The sequence below is a fragment of the Coprococcus sp. RTP31081st1_H1_RTP31081_211007 genome, from assembly GCF_040227275.1.
GTDB lineage: Bacteria > Bacillota > Clostridia > Lachnospirales > Lachnospiraceae > Coprococcus > Coprococcus aceti.
On the sequence record NZ_JBEHVP010000001.1, the window covers coordinates 1 to 20,974 of the forward strand.

The window sequence follows — 20,974 nt, forward strand, 5'->3', positions numbered from 1 at the left end:
CAGACCGAATATAGAAAAGGCGGAGGAGTGTATCCGTAAGTTTGTATTTGGCAATAAAAGGTATACGGTCCAGATACGGGAACACTATACACTTTCTACACAGTACAATCTCGAAGCAATAGTCAAAGCATATCAGGACAGCATACTCTACGATATAAGATCATTCAGCAATGTGGGCTACAGGCTTATATCCAGATCGATAGGAGAACTGTACTGTGACGGAGACGCGATAACCATAGCTATAGAGGACAGTAAGATAGCGCATATACACGCTGAGAAAATAAAGGCGTATATGGAGGAGATGTTCCAGGAGAGATTTGACCTGAATGTCAATGTTGCATTTGAGTACAGTGAGGCGGACAAGGAGAAGCTGAGGAGAGCCAGTGCACTTGTTGAGCAGCAGAAGATAGATGCCATATTGAACAACCTCAGGGATCATGGCGACATCATCGTGGATGGAAAGGCCGTGGATAAGGATAAGCTCGGAGTGTCGAAGAAGGAAGATAAGAAGAGCGAGGGACACAAGCCTGATGAGAAGAAGGCTGCTCCTGCATCCTCCGGCGGCGATTCAGGCCAGAAAAATGGCGGTGAAAAGGAGAAGTTCGGAAGAAGGCGAAGATATTCAGATGATCCAGAGGTGTTCATAGGAAGAGATGTGGAGGGCAAGCTGCTTGAGATATCCAGCATCAACGATGGTATCGGAGAGGTCGTCATCCACGGACAGATCATGAGCACTGAGGAGAGAGAGCTCCGAAATGGCAAGATCATACTGACGGGATATATAACAGATTTCACAGACACCATAGGCTTCAAGATGTTCTGCAGTCCTGAGGATATGGAGGTCTACCGCGAGGAGATACAGAAGGGTAAGTTCTATAGGATGAAGGGCCTTGCCGAGTTCGACTCGTATGCCAAGGAGGTTATGATATGCCGAGTGCTCGGTATGAAGCACATTCAGGACTTCCGTGTACCTCGTATGGATACATATCCTGAGAAGCGTGTCGAGCTTCACATGCATACCAAGATGAGCGAGATGGACAGCGTGGTCGATATAGAGACCATCGTGAAGCGTGCCAGCGACTGGGGACACCCTGCCATAGCGATCACGGATCACGGTGTTGTTCAGGCTTTCCCTATAGCAAACCATACAAAGGGACTCAGAAAAGATTTCAAGATCATATATGGTGTCGAGGGTTACTTTGTCGATGACCTGAAGGATCTGGTCAAGAACTCAAGGAATCAGAGCCTTGATTCGGAATACGTGGTATTTGATATAGAGACAACGGGACTTTCCAAGAAGCACAACAAGATCATAGAGATCGGTGCGGTCAAGGTGAAGGACGGAGAGGTCGTAGATACATTCTCGGAATTTATAAATCCGGGTGTGCCTATCCCATACCAGATAGAACAGCTTACATCCATCAATGATGATATGGTAAAGGATGCGCCGATGTTCGATGTGATCGTGCCGAGATTTGTGGAGTTCTGCGGTGACGATATCGTGGTTGCCCACAATGCGTCATTTGATACGGGATTTGTGAGAATGAATGCGGAGGAGCTTGGACTTAAGTTCGACAACACGGTTCTGGATACCATGACGCTCAGCCATATACTGCTGCCGGAGCTCGGAAAATTCACTCTGGACAGAGTGTGTAAGGAACTCAAAGTCGTGAATGCGCATCACCACAGAGCCATAGACGATGCGGAGGCCACGGCGAAAGTATTCTTCAAGCTGCTCGACATGCTGAAGGAGAGAGATGTTAAGACCATGGATGATCTAAATGTCCTTGGAAGCACCTCACCTGATGCGATCAAGAAGGATAAGACATATCACGGGATCATCCTGGCAAAGAACGAGATAGGAAGAGTCAATCTGTACAGGCTCATATCTGAGTCTCATCTGACATATTTTGCGCGAAGGCCGCGTATGCCGATGAGTCTCATCAACAAATACAGAGAGGGTCTGATAATAGGCTCTGCCTGTGAGGCGGGAGAGCTGTTCCGTGCCATAGTTGATGATGCGTCGGATGAGGAGATAGTGAGACTGGTCAACTGGTTTGACTACCTTGAGATACAGCCGCTTGGCAACAATGAATTCATGACGAGGGATACAAGGAATCCAAAGACCATGGACGATCTGATCGGATACAACAAGAGGATCGTGGAGCTCGGAGAGATGTTCAACAAGCCAGTGGTCGCAACCTGTGATGTGCATTTCCTTGATCCTGAGGATTATATATACAGGGCGATCATCATGAAGAGCAAGGGCTTTGACGATGCTGATATGCAGCCACCGCTGTATTTCCGTACCACGGAGGAGATGCTGGCGGAATTCCAGTATCTTGGAAGTGACAAGGCCAAGGAGGTCGTCATCACCAACACGAATATGATAGCGGACATGATAGAGAGGATAGAGCCGGTCAGACCGGACAAGGCGCCTCCTATCATCGAGAATTCGGATCAGACACTTACGGATATATGTTATACCAAGGCACATGAGATATATGGCCCAGACCTGCCACCTCAGGTTCAGGAGAGACTTGACAGGGAGCTGCACTCCATCATTTCAAATGGATTTGCGGTTATGTACATCATCGCACAGAAGCTTGTGTGGGATTCAAATGACCACGGATATCTGGTTGGTTCCCGAGGTTCGGTTGGATCTTCATTTGTCGCAACAATGGCCGGTATCACGGAGGTAAATCCGCTGTCGGCTCACTATATCTGTCCGAAATGCCACTTTGTGGATTTTGATTCAGAGCTTGTAAAGTCGTATTCGGGAATGAGCGGATGTGATATGCCGGACAGAGACTGTCCGAATTGTGGAACACCGCTTATAAAGGAAGGACACGATATACCATTCGAGACATTCCTTGGATTCAACGGAGACAAGGAGCCTGATATCGATCTGAACTTCTCGGGTGAGTATCAGTCGAAGGCACATGCATACACCGAGGTACTCTTCGGCAAGGGCAAGGCATTCAAGGCGGGAACCGTAGGTGGTGTTGCGGAAAAGACAGCATTTGGATATGTGTATAATTACTTCAAGGATCACTCCAAGGAGGATCTCATGGCGGAGGCCAAGGCGTCCGGAATGGATGAGAAGGCCGCGAAGAAGTACGCTGAGGAGAATGCAACGGTCACAAAGAGAAGATGCGAGATGGAGCGTCTGGCCCTGGGATGTACCGGTGTCAGGAGAACCACGGGGCAGCATCCGGGTGGTATGATAGTTCTTCCGAGACATGAGGAGATATATTCATTTACACCTATACAGCACCCGGCAAATGATGTGACGTCGGATATTATCACATCGCACTTTGAGTACCATTCAATCGATCATAACCTGTTGAAGCTTGATATTCTCGGCCATGATGATCCGACTATGATAAGGCGTCTGGAGGATCTGACGGGACTTGATGCCACAAAGATAAGACTTGATGACAAGGATGTCATGGAATTGTTTCACAGCACAAAGTCGCTGGGGATCACACCGGAGGATATCAATGGGATACCTCTTGGAAGCCTGGGGGTGCCGGAGTTCGGAACAGACTTTGCTATGCAGATGCTTATAGATGCCAAGCCGACATGTTTCTCAGATCTTGTGCGAATAGCGGGTCTGGCGCATGGAACCGATGTATGGCTGGGCAACGCGCAGGAGCTCATCAAGTCGGGCAAGTGTACCATATCGACAGCCATTTGTTGTCGTGACGATATTATGGTTTATCTGATACACATGGGACTTGATGCCGGACTTGCCTTCAACATCATGGAGAAGGTTCGTAAGGGAATAGTTGCCAAGGGCAAATGTGACAAATGGGATGACTGGAAGGCGGAGATGGCTGCCCACGGAGTACCGGACTGGTACGTATGGTCATGTCAGAAGATCAAGTACATGTTCCCGAAGGCCCATGCGGCGGCCTATGTCATGATGGCGTGGAGAATTGCCTGGTTCAAGGTCAATTATCCGCTTGAATACTATACAGCATTCTTCAGTATCAGAGCTGATGACTTCAGCTATGAGATGATGTGCTTTGGCAAGGAGAGAGTTCTCTTCCATATCAATGAGATAAGCAAGGTGGACAAGAACAAGAGATCAGCCAAGGACGAGGGCAAGCTCAAGGATCTGAAGATAGTTCTCGAGATGTACGCAAGAGGCTACGACTTTGTTCCAATAGATATATACAAGGCAAAGGCTGACAGGTTCCAGATAATAGACGGCAAGATCATGCCATCCTTCGCATCCATAGAAGGAATGGGAGAGAAGGCTGCACAGCAGCTCTACGATGCCGCCCAGAAGGGGCCGTTCCTCTCCAAGGAGGAGATCAATGAGCGTGCAAAGATCGGCAAGGGAACCATCGAGAAGATGAGTGAGCTGGGCATCCTGGACGGGATGCCGGAGACAAATCAGCTTTCGCTGTTTGACTTTATGTAGGCTGGCGGAACAAATTAAGTCAATAATCTGAAAAAAGTTTGCAATTTTATAAAAAAAGTGCTTGCATTCTGCTTTCGTTTCTGTTATATTAAACAGGTCGCAAGCGAAGCGGCAGGATACAAGCACTTATGGTTCGTTGGTCAAGCGGCTAAGACGTCGCCCTCTCACGGCGAAAACAGGGGTTCGATTCCCCTACGAACTGCTAAAAGCTGAAATCATTAAGATTTCAGCTTTTTTTTGTGTTTGCCCCCAGTGTATTACACATTCTCTGCAATCTTGGTAACTCCCACATATATCTGCGAAATCTTATACCATGTTTTATAGTCAGTGACACCTGTAGCCGGAAGATTGAATATCTGTTGGAACTTTCTCACGGCATCTGCGGTGTTCTGACCATATAAACCATCGACGGTTACGGTACCGATGGCAGGATAGTTGAGTGAGATCCTGGCGAGCTGTCTCTGGAGCTGTGAGACCTTGTCGCCGCTTGAACCGATGGTCAGCTCGTAGCCCGGATAAGAAGAAGGTATACCGGATATAGTCTCCGATGTGTTGATGTATATTGTATCCCCGTAATAGTATCTGAGAATCTGGATGGCGGTAAGACCGTCGTCTGCCAGGGATTTTGACCCCCACTGTGTCATCCAGCCCGGACAGGATACACGTCTGCCGTCGCAGTATTGGGTGAACAGTGGCTGTGTAACGTTGGGCTTTGAGAGATAGTTGGCGAACATTTCATCGACGATCTGGGAGACATTTTCAAATATGGTTGCATTGTAGACCCACTTCTGGTCGAACGCGGTATTGCTCGTGATAGTAAAGTCGTATCCTTTTCCCCTGTACCACTCGGTATAGACCCTATTAAGGGTAAATGACTGTATCGCAAGTACATTTGCACGGATGGCTGCATCAGGCCAGGTGGAATATATCTCGTTGCAGGCAACATTCTTTATGTAATCCTTATATGGAACATAGTAGTCCCTGGCGGTGGAGTCCGCCGGGGCGCCGTCATGGACAACTATGGTCTCAGGTACAACGACGCGGCTCAACACTATGCCGCCTGATGGATTCACCGGTTTTATCATGTCCTCGGCGATCTTGGGTGGATACTGCTCCCAGAGGGTGTGGGCGTCGAGAACGGTAGGGTTCGTATCGCTTCCATCGGATGGTGTCAGCTCTATGTTCTGGATCCCGTTCTCACCGGAGAATATCTGAACCCCGGAGATGAAGCGCTCGTTGTATCCGGGAGCGTTCACAAGCACGTTGTATTCCGAGTATGGCTGGTTTTCGCCAGGCTCCAGACTGTAGGCGACATCGGGGGCGGGAAGCTCTTCGTCGATGACGATACCATTTTCATCGGTGACAAATTCCTCTGAGGTGGAATCGGGCATTCCCGTAGGGCTTATGTATACGGAAGCACCCTCGACGGGAAAGAAATTGTTGTTCGTTATCTGAATTTTTAGTGAACCAACGTTATTTGTAATTGCCATTTCTTAATTCCTCATTTATAATTTGCTGTGAAAGTTTTTTAAGCAGCTTTCACAGTAAGTATATGACTAGATTTATAGAATATTCGGAGGAGATAAGATATGGCATACTTTCCAATGTACATCGATCTTGAGGGCAAGAAAGTAATAGTTGTAGGTGGAGGTAAGGCAGCACTTAGAAAGATCAATTCGCTGCTGTATTTCGGAGCGAAGATAGCGATCATTGCGCCGAAGGTGTGCGATGATATAAAAGCGATAAAGGGAATAAATGTACATGAGAGCAACGTGGCACTTGACATACTGCAGAATGCAGACATTGTTGTGGCGGCAACCAGGCGCCCGGAGATCAATGCCAAGATAGGTACATATTGTAATGACAGGGGCATCATGGTAAATGTGGCTGATAACAAGGAGCTCAGCAGCTTCCTGTTTCCAGGCGTTATCGTCCGCGGAGATCTTGTGGTGGGAGTCACAACAGGCGGCAACAGCCAGGCGGTATCCAAGCAGATCAGGAATATGATAGACAGGATGCTTCCAGAGGAGTACGAGGCGCTCACAAGAAAGATGGGAGCGTACACGGAGCTTGCAAATGTCAACATCAAGAGCACGGCACTTAGGGAGGAAGCACTGGATGAACTCGTCAAGGTTGCACTGTCCAACAAATGCGTTCTTGACGACAAGAAGGCGAACAAGGTGCTTGACAAATATTACCGTGAGGACGCAGCCAGAAGAAACGCATAAATATTTGTTAATATTTGTACTTGAATTATTTGATAATTATGATACAATAAGTAAGATTGTTATAGATTACAGCATGAGAGTGGGCCTTGGCCCACTCTCAATTGTTGTGGGGATAATATTTTACAGAAAGGTGGTCGTATTTACGAAGAGAGCGGATATTGAAGCAAAGACGGAGGCACTTGTGATGCCGATCATTGAGGCGAACAATCTGGAGCTTGTTGATGTGGAGTACGTCAAGGAAGGCAGTGATTATTACCTCAGAGTGTATGCGGACAAGGAAGGTGGCATCACGATCGGTGATTGCGAGATAGTGAACAGAGCACTTGGAGACCTGCTTGACCAGGATGATTATATAGGAGATGCCTATATACTGGAGGTCAGCTCACCGGGGCTTACGAGACCACTGAAGAAAGAGAAGGATTTCAAGAGAAGCATAGGTAAGGTCGTGGAGATCAAGACATTTGCCAAGGTGAATGGTGCAAAGGAATTCGAGGGTGTGCTCAAGGCATATGATGAGAATACAGTTACCATTGAGCTTGAGGATGAGACAGAGATAACGATAACGAGAAAAGATATTTCCATGATACGATTAGCATTTATATATTAGGAGGATAAAAAGGTGTCAGAGATCATTGAAGCATTGAATCAGCTTGAGAAGGAGAGAAACATTAGCAAGGATGTTCTGCTTGAGGCTATAGAGAGATCACTCAAGACAGCCTGCAAGAAGGATTTCAATACAGACGAGAACATTACAGTTTCACTGGACAGAGAGACTGGTGAGTGCCATGTATATGCAGCCAAAGAGGTTGTTGAGGAAGTTGAGAATCCTGCATGCCAGATAACACTGGAGCAGGCCAAGATGATAAGCAGCAAGTACGAGATAGGTGATACAGTAAATATAGAGATCACAACCAAGAACTTTGGAAGAATCGCAGCACAGCGTGCGAGAAATGTCATCGTTCAGGCGATCAACGAGAACGAGAGAGCAGCTATATACGATCACTTCCATATGAAGGAGAAGGATATCGTAACAGGAATCGTTCAGAGACAGGTTGGAGACAGCGTGAATGTGAGCCTTGATGACAAGACAGAGGCACTCTTAAAGCCGTCAGAGATGATCGAGGGAGAGAGCTACGAGAGAGGCGACAGAATAAAGCTTTATATCACAGAGGTCAAGAAGACAAACAGAGGACCAAGGATCACTGTATCAAGAACTCATCCAGAGCTCGTCAAGAGACTTTTTGAGAAGGAAGTAACAGAGATCGCAGACGGAACAGTTGAGATCAAGAGCTTCTGCAGAGAGGCAGGATCAAGATCTAAGATCGCAGTATGGTCAAACGATGAGAACGTCGATGCAGTTGGAGCATGCGTAGGAATCAATGGTGACAGAGTAAATGCTGTCGTTGCAGATCTGAACGGTGAAAAGATCGACATCATTCCTTGGAGTGAGAACCCTGCTGAGTTTATTTACAATGCGCTCAGTCCTTCAGATGTTGAGGACGTATCAGTTGATCTTGATGAGAAGACAGCATTTGTCGTAGTACCTGATACACAGCTTTCACTTGCAATCGGTAAGAAGGGTCAGAATGCTCGCCTTGCAGCCAAGCTGACAGGATACAAGATCGATATCAAGAGCCATTCAAAGGCCGAGGAGATGGGTTACTTTGATGAGCAGCCAGAGGATGAGAACTTTGATCCTTATAACGAAGATGAATATTATGATGAAGTAAGCGAAGATAAAGATGCCGATGCTGCTTCATTTGACATAGATGAAACAGTAGACACAAACGACGAAGAGTAATCATTTGCATTGATGTAGTGGCACATGATAGAGAATAGGGAGTGATGAGATGGCAAAGAAGGTACCTCTGAGGCAATGCCTTGGATGCCGTGAGATGATGCCGAAGAGTGAGCTGATAAGGATAGTCCGAAGCAATGACGGGCAGTTCGCAGTTGATGCAACCGGCAAGCTCAACGGAAGAGGCGCTTATATATGCAAGAGATCCGAGTGCCTTAAGAAGGTGGTTGGAAGCAAAGCACTTGAGAAGGCTTTCAAGGTCAGCATACCTGCTGAGGTGTATGAACAATTAGACAAGGAGCTGCGTGACATTGAAGAATAACAAGATCTACTCGTTAATTTCTCTGTGTGCCAGAGCCAGAAGGCTGTGCAGTGGCAATTTCTCAGTAGAGAAAGCAGTTAAGAATCAGAGCGCGTACGTGGTCATTGTGGCGAAGGACGCTTCTGACAATACGAAGAAACTTTTCGACCAGAAATGTAATTATTATGGGATTCCTTATTATGAGTACGGGACAAAGGATGAACTTGGCAAGTACAGTGGCAATGAGATGAGAACATCCATTGCGATACTTGACGAGGGATTCGGGAATCAGATCATAAAGTACATGAATGTAAATGAAAACATGGAGGTGTAACATTTGGCTAAAATCAGAGTACACGAATTATCAAAACAGTTAAACATTTCAAATAAAGATATCATAGATACACTTGGCGCAAAGGGAATAGAGATCAAGAGTCATATGTCCAATCTGGACGATTCGATGGTTGGAATAATTAAGGCTAAGTTTGGAGCAAAGACTGCGCCAAAGGCCGAGGCTCCAAAGGCTGAGACCCCAAAGCCTGCAGCACCAAAGCAGGAGGCTCCAAAGGCAGCGCCTAAGACAGAGCAGCCAAAGCCTGAGACAGCAAAGCCTGCTGCAGCGCCAAAGGCGGACGCGCAGAAGCAGAATCCTTCAAGGGATGACAATTCAGCAGCCAGACAGGGTTCTGGCAATCATGTAAGATTTGCCAGGGAGGACAGAAACGGCGGCAAGATGAATAACAACGGTAACAGAGTCAGATTTAACAACGACAGACAGGGCGGTTCAGACAGAGCCAGATTCAGCAACGACAGGAACCAGGGCGACAGAAATCAGGGTGACAGACCAAGATTCGGCAGAGATGGCCAGGGCGACAGAAATCAGAGTGACAGACCAAGAGTAGGCAGAGACGGTCAGGGCGACAGACCAAGGTTTAACAGAGATGGCGACAGAAACCAGAGTGACAGACCAAGATTTAACAGAGACGGCCAGAATGACAGACCAAGGTTTAACAGAGATGGTGATAGAAACCAGGGTGACAGACCAAGATTTAACAGGGACGGCCAGAGTGACAGACCAAGGTTTAACAGAGACGGAGACAGAAACCAGGGTGGCGGACGCTTCGGCAATGGAGATAGAAACCAGGGCGGAAGAGGCTTTAACAGAGATGGTGGCAACCGTTTCAGCAACCGTATCAATATGCCATTTGGCAAGGATGACGAGGATGACAGCCCAGCTCAGAAGAGAGCACCATTCAAGAGAGACCGCAAGGACTTCGATGCGAAGGAGATGCCGGGTAAGGATTTAAAGAGCCAGAACAGAGATAACTACAACAGAGATAAGAACAAGCCACGTAAGGGCAACAGAAGATCACCTGAGGAGGTCGAGGCTGATATCAGCAGACTTGCGAAGAATGTGAAGAACAAGCCACAGAAGAAGCAGCAGGCACCACAGGAGGATCCGGATGCAATCAGAACCATCACACTTCCTGAGGTTGTAACACTCAAGGAGCTGGCTGATGCGGTAAAGACTCCTGTAACAGCACTTATCAAGAAGCTGTTCCTTGCAGGTAAGATGGTCAATGTGAACTCAGAGCTTCCATTTGACGAGGCTTCAGAGATCGCACTTGAGTACAACTGCATAGCTGAGGAAGAGGAGAAAGTTGATGTGATTGAGGAGCTCCTTAAGGAGGATGAAGAGGACGAGAAGGATATGGTTTCAAGACCTCCTGTAGTCTGCGTTATGGGTCATGTTGATCACGGTAAGACATCACTTCTTGATGCCATCAGACAGACAAAGGTAACATCAGGTGAGGCTGGTGGAATCACACAGGCCATCGGTGCATCAGTTGTCGATGTAAATGGCCAGACTATAACATTCCTTGATACTCCTGGACATGAGGCGTTCACAGCAATGCGTATGCGTGGTGCACAGAGTACAGATATCGCTATCCTTGTTGTAGCTGCCGATGATGGAGTAATGCCACAGACTATCGAGGCTATCAACCATGCAAAGGCTGCTGGAATTGAGATCATAGTAGCGATCAACAAGATCGATAAGGAAAGTGCCAATATAGAGAGAGTTAAGCAGGAGCTTACAGAGTATGAGCTTATCCCAGAGGATTGGGGTGGTTCAACAATATTCTGTCCTGTATCTGCACATACTAAGGAAGGTATTGACAATCTCCTTGAGATGATCCTCCTCACAGCGGATGTGCTTGAACTTAAGGCAAATCCTAACAGAAAGGCAAGAGGTATCGTCATCGAGGCTGAGCTTGACAAGGGACGTGGACCTGTTGCAACAATGCTTGTACAGAAGGGAACACTCCATGTTGGAGATTACATCGCTGTCGGAGCGTCACATGGTAAGGTACGTGCCATGACCAACTCAAGAGGTGAGAGAGTTACAGAGGCTCTTCCATCAACACCTGTACAGATCCAGGGTCTCAACACAGTTCCTGATGCAGGCGAGATATTCATGGCAGTTGACAATGAGAAGGAAGCAAGAACCATATCAGAGACATATATCTCGCAGGGGAAGGAGAAGCTTCTTGCAGATACAAAGCAGAGAATGTCACTTGACGATCTGTACAGCCAGATCCAGGCCGGCAACCTCAAGGAGCTCAAGATCATCATCAAGGCAGATGTACAGGGTTCAGTTGAGGCCGTTAAGCAGAGTCTCTTAAAACTCTCAAATGACGAGGTCGTTATCAAGTGCATACATGCAGGTGTAGGTGCTATCAACGAGTCAGATATAATTCTTGCATCAGCATCAAATGCCATCGTAATCGGTTTCAATATCAGACCGGATGCGAGAGCAAAGGATATGGCTGACAGCGAGGGGGTAGATGTTCGTCTGTACAGAGTCATTTACAATGCAATAGAGGATATTGATTCAGCAATGAAGGGTATGCTTGATCCTATATATGAGGAGAAGGTCATCGGACACGCAGAGATCAGACAGACATACAAGGCTTCTGGTATCGGTGTCATTGCCGGTTCATATGTTCTCGACGGAACAATCAACAGAAACTGCAGCGTAAGGATTACCAGAGAGGGCAATATTATATTTGAAGGAAAGCTTGCTTCACTCAAGAGATTCAAGGATGATGTCAAGGAAGTTAAGTCCGGCTTTGAGTGTGGTATGGTATTCGAGAACTTCCAAGACGTTGCAGAGGAAGATCAGATAGAGGCATACGAGATGGTAGAGGTGCCTAGAAAGTAGTAATAGATATGAGAAAAAACAGTGTAAAGAATAACAGGATCAACGGTGAGGTCCAGAGAGAACTCAGCAGGATCATCAGCCGTGAGATCAAGGATCCAAGAATATCACCTATGACTTCGGTCGTTGATGTGGTTGTCACACCTGATCTCAAGTTCTGTAAGGCATATATCAGTGTCCTGGGTGACCAGGATGCTGTTGATTCCACATTTGCAGGGTTGAACAGCGCAATGGGATATATCAGAAGAGAGCTTGCTCATTCTGTAAATCTGCGCAATACACCGGAGATAACATTTATCATGGACCAGTCCATAGAGTATGGTGTCAGTATGTCCCACAAGATAGATGAGGCTCTCGGAAAGCATGGCGATGCTGACGAGAGTACAGATGAAAACTCAGAGAGTGAAGATGAGTTTGAAGAGTAGGATATAATATGAGAATTTAAAAGGAGGTATATCATGAACGATCTTATAAGGGAGATAGAGAACGCAGACAGCATAGCCATAACAGGACATATCAATCCTGATGGTGACTGTATAGGTTCAACACTTGGAATGTATAACTATATTACAAGCAATTATCCTGACAAGAGGGTTCAGGTATATCTTCAGGAATTCCCGGATGTATTCATGTTCCTGAATGGTGCATCTACTGTAAAGCATGAGGCAGATGACGAGACCTATGATCTGTTTATGTCGCTTGACTGCGGAGATATGGACAGATTCACACCATTTGTCAGATATTATGAGACTGCGAAGAGAACCTTGTGTATAGACCACCATGTGTCCAATAAGGGCTTTGGTGATGTGTGCTATGTGGAAAGTGATGCGTGCTCCGCTGCGGAAGCTATATTCAAGCTCCTTGACGCTGATAAGATCAATCAGAAGTGTGCAGAGTGCTTGTATACCGGAATAGTCCACGATACGGGAGTGTTTAAGCACAGCAATACAACAAGGGCAGCCATGACTATAGCGGGAATCCTGATAGAGAAGGGGGCAAGACCAAGCTTTGTCATAGATGAGACCTTCTACAAGAAGACGCTCATACAGAACAAGCTTCTGGGCTATGCGCTTCTCAACATGAAGCAGTTTGCAGATGGAAAGATAACCCATACACTTCTGACAAAGGAGGACTTTGACAGATTTGGTGCCAGCAAGATGGATACGGATGGAATCGTGGATCAGCTCAGACTGACATCAGGTACTGAGGTTGCTTTCTTCATGTATCAGGCTGGTGAGGATAATTACAAGATATCCCTCAGGGCAAATGATATCGTGAACGTGAGTGAGATCGCGTGCAGCCACGGCGGTGGCGGCCATGTGAAGGCTGCGGGATGCAATATGTCAGGTGATCCGGAAAAGATAGTTGCGGAGATAGTTGCGGATATAGAGAAACAGCTTGGCTGATAAATTGCAGAAAAGATGTGATCTGGAACAGGTACTGATACAGCGGACTGATGTAAAAGACTTTGGATTGGATTTGAAATAGTTATGATAGATGGATTTATCAATATATATAAGGAGCAGGGGTTCACGTCGTTTGATGTGGTGGCAAAGCTCCGTGGTATATTAAAACAGAAAAAGATAGGTCATACCGGAACTCTCGATCCCATGGCGGAGGGAGTTCTTCTTGTGTGTCTGGGAAGTGCTACGAAGATGTGCGATCTGCTCGCTGAGAAGAACAAGACATACACATGTACCATGCTTCTCGGAAAGACCAGCAACACCGAAGACGTGACAGGAGTCATGACAGACGTGACAGATGTATATCCTGATGAGAAGACAGTCAGGGCTGCGGTGATGAGTTTTGTAGGCGATTACATGCAGATCCCGCCTATGTATTCAGCCATCAAGGTAAATGGTAAGAAGCTCTATGAACTGGCAAGAGCCGGACAGGTCATTGAGAGGGATCCGAGACCGGTCACGATACATGGGATTACTATACAGTCAGTAGAACTCCCGAGAGTGACATTTGATGTGAGCTGTTCCAAGGGAACATACATCAGAAGCCTGTGCAGGGATATAGGAGAAAAGCTTGGCTGCGGTGCTGTGATGGAGAAGCTTGTCAGAACCGAGGTGAAGGGCTTTACTATAGAAGAAAGTCTGACGCTTGATGAGGTGGAGAAGGCAAGGGATGACGGGACACTCATGCAGCATATATTAACAACGGATAAGCTCATGCCGGATATACCGGAGCTTCATATAGCTGAGAAGGGTGTTAAGCTTCTGGCAAATGGAAATAAGCTCAGTGCGGATGCATTTGCCGAGAATAAGATACACAGGGATACCTATGTCAAGGTGTTCGATGAGAATGGAAGATTTGCGGCACTGTATGAATACAGCGATGAGAAGAGGCAGTATGTGCCGTTCAAGATGTTTCCGGTGAGCAATTAAGGACAGACAGTTATGATTCATATAAAGGACACGAAGAAGGTAAAACTGAATAGCACAGAGCGCACGGCGGTTGCCCTGGGCAAGTTTGATGGTATCCATCAGGGACACATGCTGTTGATAGAGCAGGTGTTGAAGCTTCAGAGACAGGGATATATGGGCGTTGTGTTCACATTTGACATGAGGGAGAATCATGTGTTTGATGTGAGCAATATGAAGACCATATACACATCTGATGAGAAGGCACAGGTGGTATCGGATACCGGAGTTGACGTCCTGGTTGAATATCCGTTTGACGATGCATTTGCGGCTACAGAGCCGAAGGCGTTCATCAGAGATGTTCTGGTGGACATGATGCGGGCCGGATATGTCGTGGTTGGAAGCGATTACAGATTCGGCAGAGACAGAAAGGGCGATGTGGATACCCTCAGAAGCTATGCGGACGAGTATGGATATAAGGTCATAGTCATAGACAAGCTGGAACAGGATGACGAGGTGGTCAGCTCAACTGTCATCAGGAAGAATATTTCTGAGGGAGATGTGAGGTCGGTCATTCCGATGCTCGGCAGACCGTACAGTATGACAGGTGAAGTGGTGTCCGGTAAACAGCTTGGAAGGACAATAGGAATACCGACTGCGAATATGCTACCGGAGGAGCGCAAGCTGTACCCGCCGGCTGGTGTGTATGCTTCAAGGATCAGGATAATCCGGGGGAAGCATACGGGACATGAGGATCCTTTCAGAGTCTATATGGGAATCACCAACATAGGAGACAATCCTACAGTCAACGACAAGGGAAATATCACCATAGAGACGAATATCTTCGACTTTGACAGGAACATATATGGACAGGTCATCAAGGTGGAGCTTATCGAGCAGATCCGAGGTGAGAAGAAATTTGGAAGCCTGGATGAGCTCAAGGCCCAGATGGCAAATGACATAGAAACTTCAAAAAGAATACTTGCTAATAAAGTATTGGTAAAATAGCACAGAAAACATTGGTAATTATGCGCATAAATAATGACAGATTATTTGGTCGCAAGAAGATGTTTTCTGTGCTATATTTTTAATAATAGGGTATTTTTTAGGAGGAAAAAGGAAGTACAAGGAGGAAAAGTAAAATGAGAAAGAAAGCAGCGAGCAGGATCCTGGCATATGTTCTCACCTTATGCATGATCATCGGCAGTATAACCTGGCCGGAGATCACAGCTAAGGCGGAGAGCATCACAAAGGATCTGAAACCGGACACCGGCTGGAAGACGGTGACTGCGGCAACAGATGAGTGGAGTGATTATGGAAAGGCGGAGATCAGATTTTCGCCTTCATCAGATCTGGCATCCATGAAGGCTATTGCGGATGCGGGATATAAGACGCTCAAGATCACATATGCGGTTGACACATTTACCGCTGCAAGTGGACAGAATGCGGGAGTTATGCCATTTGCGTCATATGGATCTTCATGGTCGAATAATGACAAGTGGATCGATCTGTCCAAGACCGGTCAGTTTGAGACCGTACTTGATCTGTCATCTATCAGCACAACAAGCACGGAGAAGGTGGCATTTGGAATACAGGTTGCCAATCTTCAGGAAAACAGCACGATCAAATTCAGGATCGTGTCAGCGGTTCTCTCAGGAACAAAGAGCACCTCTGGTGGTTCATCAGGGGAGTCAGGCGGTTCAGGCGACAGCGGATCAGGCAGTGCGGACCTTGATTCAATTGGAAACACAAGTTCAAGCGTAACCGCAAGTCTTGCTGATGGAGATGGAACAGCCAAGGGAGACGGCTACTACGAGACAGAGATAACGATAAATAACAAGAGCAATTCATACATAGCAGACTGGATAGCGGTGGCTGATGTGAGTGGCTCTGTAACTGCAGTTAAGGATTACAGCAGCTGGTCAGCCCTCAAGGGTGTATTCAGTGATGGAAAGCTGTACATATATCCAAACACATCCAAGAAGTCAGGTGCAGTAAATGCAGGTTCGAGCGTGAGCTATTCAAAGCTTGGCTACACAGGTACGGCAAACGGTGTGTCTATAACAGGTGTCAAGGTGTACTACAGCTCACAGTCAGGTGCATTTGACACATTTATCGGTTCACTTTCATCATCATCTGGCGGAGCCGGGGACAATACAGGTGAGATCAATACGGATGTTGAGTACAACTATGCGAAGCTTCTTCAGGAGTCACTGTATCTTTATGATGCGAATATGTGCGGAAGTGATGTATCTGCAAAGAGTGAGTTTTCTTGGAGATCAAACTGCCATACTGAGGATGCAAAAACAACATATAATGGAAAGACTGTGGATGTCAGCGGTGGATACCATGATGCGGGAGATCATGCCAAGTTTGGTCTGCCACAGGCATATTCGGCTACAGTTCTAGGACTTGCGCACATGGAGTTTGCCGAGGCATTTGCGGATACTGCTACAGAGGCACACTATAAGAGGATCATGGACAGATTCGTTGCTTATTTCGAGAGATGCACAGTCCTTGGAAGTGATGGCTCGGTTCAGGCTTTCTGTTATCAGGTCGGTGATGGAAATGTCGATCATGGATACTGGGGAGCTCCGGAAAAGCAGTCATCAAGAAGTGGACAGGCAACATTTACATCTGATTCGGATACGTGTACAGATATCGTTTCAGAGACAGCGGCGGCACTTGCGGCATATTATATAAATTACAAGGATAAGAAAGCACTTTCCTATGCGGAGAAGCTCTTCACATATGCGGATACAAAGGCTAAGAAGAACAGCTCGGGTCCGGCATCAACTTTCTATAACTCAGATTCGTGGGAAGATGACTATGCCCTTGCGGCGGCTCTTCTGTACAAGGCTACAGGTAAATCGGCATATGCAACAAAATACAATAATGTATATGGTGGCAGAACAAATCCTAACTGGGCTCTTTGCTGGAACAATGTGGCTCAGGCGGCTCTGCTTTACAGTCCTAACTCATCAAAGAAGAGTGTGTTTGTAGAGAACCAATCAGGACTTATAGCGAGCAAGACACAGTCAGGAGATAACAACTTCTGTCTGATAGATAGCTGGGGATCGGCGAGATATAACACCGCTCATCAGATGACAGGTCTCATGTATGACACGATATATGGAAAGACTGATTATTCATCATGGGCAAATGGTCAGATGAAGTACATACTTGGCAACAATGCTGGTTCAAAGTGTTTCGTTGTAGGTTACAACAAGTATTCATCAAAGTACCCTCATCACAGAGCCTCAAGCGGATATCAGGGTTCTGTAACTGGAAATGCATATACAAAGCAGGCACATGTACTAGTCGGTGCTTTGGTTGGCGGACCGGCGGGTTCGAGTACAACCTATGTAGATAGCTCAGAGGACTATAACCAGAACGAGGTTGCACTGGACTATAATGCAGGCCTTGTGGGTGCAGCAGCCGGACTTTATCTGTATGTGAAGAACAGCGGAACAGATGAGGAGAAGGCAGCACAGAAGGTAGTTCCTAAGAGCGAGGTGTCGTCAGAGCTCAGGACGATAAGCGGGGAGTCAGGTGGAGGCATGACAACAGAGGACGACACGAAGGATCCTTCAACTGGCTCAACCGGCTCAACCGGATCGACTGGCTCAACTGGATCAACAACGGGTTCAACGTCTGAGAAAGACACAGAGACTCCGTCAGAGCCCCCAGCCGTAAAGGTTACAGGAATCTCATTTGACAAGACATACATAACACTTAATGTGGGCGACAGTGATGAGATCAAGGCAACGATAACACCTGCTGATGCAAAAGATACATCCCTTGTGTGGTCAAGTTCAGACAAGGCTAAGGTATCCGTACAGAATGGCAAGATAACAGCCCTCGCAGCCGGAACGGCGACTATCACAGCTACGGCTAAGGATGGCTCGGGAATAAAGGCGGCGTGTGTTGTCAAAGTGCTCACTCCTGGAAAGCTGTCATGTAGCAGTGCTGACAAGTCATGGACAGACCTCGTATATGGCTATTCAAATGCGAATCATGCAGCTATTGAACTGTCAAACTCCGGGGAGACAACCCTTACAGATGTAAAGGCCAAGCTTAAGGATGGAACGGCATTCCAGATCGTTTCATCACCGGCAGGGCAGATTTCTGCAGGAAATAAAACAACAGTAGTTGTAAAACCGGTAAATGGACTTGGTGCCGGAAGCTACAGCGATACACTGGTTATATCATCAGCAAATGGCTCAGCGAACATAACACTCAAGGCGACAGTGGCAAAGGGAGAAAATACCGCAGTTGTCACTGTGACAAAGACATCAGTAACATCTGATGCGGTGACTGTCAGCGGCAAGGTGTCAGGTATAGTGGGTGAGATCGAGTATGCAATATCCAGTGAAAAGGATGCTGATGCATCAAAGCTTGTATGGCAGAATGGTGCTCAGTTTACCGGATTCAAGGAATTTACTACATATTATGTATATGGCAGGGTAAAAGAAACTGCAAATGTCAAGGCTGGTCAGATCAGCCAGGCACTTGAGGTGACTACACCTTTATCAGATCCTTTCGTAATTGACATCGGAAGACTGAATGACAGCAGATATGTTGGAGCATTCACAGACAGTGAGGAAAATCCAACTGTAAAGGTATCACAGTCTGGTGGAATCATATCAGTTTCATTTACCGAGAATAAGGATTACACGATCACAGGAAATGGTGAGGATGTAATTGTAGATACCGGAAATGCAAGTGGAATAACCGTGGACAATGCTACTGTAAAGAAGATCACGGTTCGTCCGGGCAATTCTGAAACATTTGTCATAAAGGTAAGCGGAGAAAATAAGATTGCTGATGGTATAACATGCGTCAGCGATAACAGTAACGCAGCGGATGTAAAGGTATCTGGAAAGGATACATCTTCCAAGATATCAGCGACAACCCCGGGTGCGTCTGCGATCAAGACAGATGGAAATCTTGAGATAGACAACATACAGATAAAGTCCGATGGTAAGGGAATCGAATCTGCGGGAACTGTGAAGATAGCAGGTGGAAGCAACAGCATAGATTCTGTATCTTCGGCAATATCGGCATCGGATGTGGAGATCACAGGAGGCTCTGTTGATGCAAAGTCATCAGGACTTGGCGATGGGGAGTCGGTAATCTCAGCAGACAATTCTATCAAACTGGTTGGTGGAAGTGTTACGGCGGATGCATCCGGATCAACCGGTGGAAATTCATTTGGCGTAAAGTCAGATGATGGAACGATCATTGTTGATGGCGATGTGTCAATAGGTGGAGATCCAATTTATTCCAAGGATCCGGTAGACAGCAAGGGCGACAGTGTAACCATGGTAAAGGTTGTGTTCACAGATGAGAATGGCAACCAGTTGTATGCGTCATCTGTAAACAAGGGATCAACTCTTGATCTGTCGAAAATAAATATCACCATGTCTGATGGTACTGATTACAAGACATCGAGGGCTGGATATGCGCTGGCATGGCAGGATGAAGCCGGAACAAGCTATAATGCTGATTCTGCATACGGCGCTGTATCAGAGGATATAACATTTAAGGCTGTATGGACATGGATAGTTGTGGATATAAGCGTTGATGCAAATATTACATTTGCGGCAACTGGAAATGCTTCGTACAAGACTACATATACAGGCGCAGCGATAAGACCGGCCGTAAAGGTTGTATCACGTGGAAGAACACTTGATGCGGGAACTGACTATATAGTTTCATATAGCAGCAATACCAATGCCGGTACAGCAAAGGTAGTTGTCAAAGGTCAGGGCAGATATAAGGGCTCGAAGACTTTTACATTTGCAATAAACAAGCAGGCGATAAGTAAAGCCTCTGTGACAATCACAAAGTCGGCTGTATATACAGGCAAAGCAATAACACCAGCGGTGAAGGTTACCTGCGGCAAGCGGACACTCACAGCGGGCAAGGATTACAGAGTTGCATATTCGTCAAATAAAGACTTTGGCAAGGCAAAAGTTGTGATAATGGGAATCGGTAATTACAGTGGAACACAGACAAAGTATTTTGACATAACTGCGGCTGTGGGTAAGATCTATGCAAATGGAAATTACAAGTACAAGATCACAAATGCATCCCTGAATGGCAAGGGAACGGTAACTCTCGTATCTGTTGTCAAGAAGACCAAGACAGTTGTGGTTCCTGACACTATAAAGCTTGGTGGCAAGACATTTAAGGTCACAGCGATAGGAAAAGCGGCGTTCAAGAAGAATGTAAAGGTTACAAAGGTGACCTTGGGCAAAAACGTCAAGACTATAGGTGCCAAGGCGTTCTATGGATGTAAGAAGCTCAGGACAGTAGTGATAAAGAATACACAGATGACAGGAAAAACAGTTGGATCTGGTGCATTTACAGGGACATACGCCAAGATGACCGTCAAGGTTCCGTCGAAGAAGCTTAAGAGTTATAAGACAATCCTTCTGAAAAGAGGAGTGTCAAAGAAAGCAGTCATAAAGAAATAAAGGCTCAATAAAATAAAGAATAATTGGAGATCCGGGGTGGTTCATATGATCCCGGATCTTTTTTGTGCGTATGGAGGTGACCGAAGTTCGATTTGACATGGGTAAAAATATGTGTATAATATCGTTAGCATTCTAATAATTAGA

Annotated in this window: 13 protein-coding genes and 1 tRNA gene; 13 read left to right on the forward strand and 1 reads right to left on the reverse strand. The window is 46.4% G+C overall.

Annotated features, from left to right (window positions below):
- Window positions 1-4,432 (forward strand): PolC-type DNA polymerase III (locus ABUA31_RS00005; protein ID WP_349824054.1); only part of this gene is annotated, 4,432 nt, incomplete at its 5' end.
- A 130-nt stretch (window positions 4,433-4,562) separates the two neighbouring features.
- Window positions 4,563-4,634, forward strand: a tRNA-Glu gene (locus ABUA31_RS00010).
- 55 nt (window positions 4,635-4,689) lie between these two features.
- Here ABUA31_RS00010 and ABUA31_RS00015 read toward each other — a convergent pair.
- Window positions 4,690-5,922, reverse strand: a complete 1,233-nt coding sequence (locus tag ABUA31_RS00015) for a peptidoglycan-binding domain-containing protein (protein ID WP_349818306.1) — start codon at window positions 5,920-5,922, stop codon at window positions 4,690-4,692.
- Window positions 5,923-6,021: 99 nt separating this feature from the next.
- Between ABUA31_RS00015 and ABUA31_RS00020 the strand changes: the two genes are divergently transcribed.
- The 11 genes from ABUA31_RS00020 (at window position 6,022) to ABUA31_RS00070 (ending at window position 20,830) form a co-directional block, all read left to right on the forward strand.
- Window positions 6,022-6,660 (forward strand): precorrin-2 dehydrogenase/sirohydrochlorin ferrochelatase family protein, encoded by a 639-nt coding sequence (locus tag ABUA31_RS00020; RefSeq protein WP_349818307.1) that lies wholly within the window; start codon window positions 6,022-6,024, stop codon window positions 6,658-6,660.
- 184 nt (window positions 6,661-6,844) lie between these two features.
- Complete coding sequence (gene rimP / locus ABUA31_RS00025; protein ID WP_055144996.1) at window positions 6,845-7,267, forward strand: ribosome maturation factor RimP; 423 nt, start codon at window positions 6,845-6,847, stop codon at window positions 7,265-7,267.
- A gap of 12 nt (window positions 7,268-7,279) precedes the next feature.
- Entirely contained in the window at window positions 7,280-8,461 is a 1,182-nt protein-coding gene (gene nusA, locus ABUA31_RS00030; RefSeq protein WP_055144675.1) for a transcription termination factor NusA, read from the forward strand.
- Between the two features lie 49 nt (window positions 8,462-8,510).
- Window positions 8,511-8,780, forward strand: a complete 270-nt coding sequence (rnpM, locus tag ABUA31_RS00035; protein WP_349818308.1) for an RNase P modulator RnpM — start codon at window positions 8,511-8,513, stop codon at window positions 8,778-8,780.
- Entirely contained in the window at window positions 8,764-9,093 is a 330-nt protein-coding gene (locus tag ABUA31_RS00040; RefSeq protein WP_082418050.1) for a L7Ae/L30e/S12e/Gadd45 family ribosomal protein, read from the forward strand. Before rnpM ends, ABUA31_RS00040 begins: the two co-directional genes overlap by 17 nt.
- A 3-nt stretch (window positions 9,094-9,096) precedes the next feature.
- Complete coding sequence (gene infB, locus ABUA31_RS00045) at window positions 9,097-11,982, forward strand: translation initiation factor IF-2 (protein ID WP_349818309.1); 2,886 nt, start codon at window positions 9,097-9,099, stop codon at window positions 11,980-11,982.
- Between the two features lie 8 nt (window positions 11,983-11,990).
- Window positions 11,991-12,404: a 30S ribosome-binding factor RbfA gene (gene rbfA, locus ABUA31_RS00050; protein WP_015534838.1), complete on the forward strand. Its 414-nt coding sequence runs from the start codon at window positions 11,991-11,993 to the stop codon at window positions 12,402-12,404.
- Between the two features lie 33 nt (window positions 12,405-12,437).
- Window positions 12,438-13,385: a DHH family phosphoesterase gene (locus ABUA31_RS00055; protein WP_349818310.1), complete on the forward strand. Its 948-nt coding sequence runs from the start codon at window positions 12,438-12,440 to the stop codon at window positions 13,383-13,385.
- Window positions 13,386-13,469: 84 nt separating this feature from the next.
- The gene (gene truB / locus ABUA31_RS00060) at window positions 13,470-14,372 is read left to right on the forward strand and encodes a tRNA pseudouridine(55) synthase TruB (RefSeq protein WP_349818311.1); all 903 of its coding nucleotides are present in this window, start codon (window positions 13,470-13,472) and stop codon (window positions 14,370-14,372) included.
- A gap of 12 nt (window positions 14,373-14,384) precedes the next feature.
- Window positions 14,385-15,356: a bifunctional riboflavin kinase/FAD synthetase gene (locus ABUA31_RS00065; protein WP_055273490.1), complete on the forward strand. Its 972-nt coding sequence runs from the start codon at window positions 14,385-14,387 to the stop codon at window positions 15,354-15,356.
- A 134-nt stretch (window positions 15,357-15,490) separates the two neighbouring features.
- Window positions 15,491-20,830, forward strand: a complete 5,340-nt coding sequence (locus ABUA31_RS00070) for a glycoside hydrolase family 9 protein (protein ID WP_349818312.1) — start codon at window positions 15,491-15,493, stop codon at window positions 20,828-20,830.
- Window positions 20,831-20,974 lie beyond the last annotated feature (144 nt).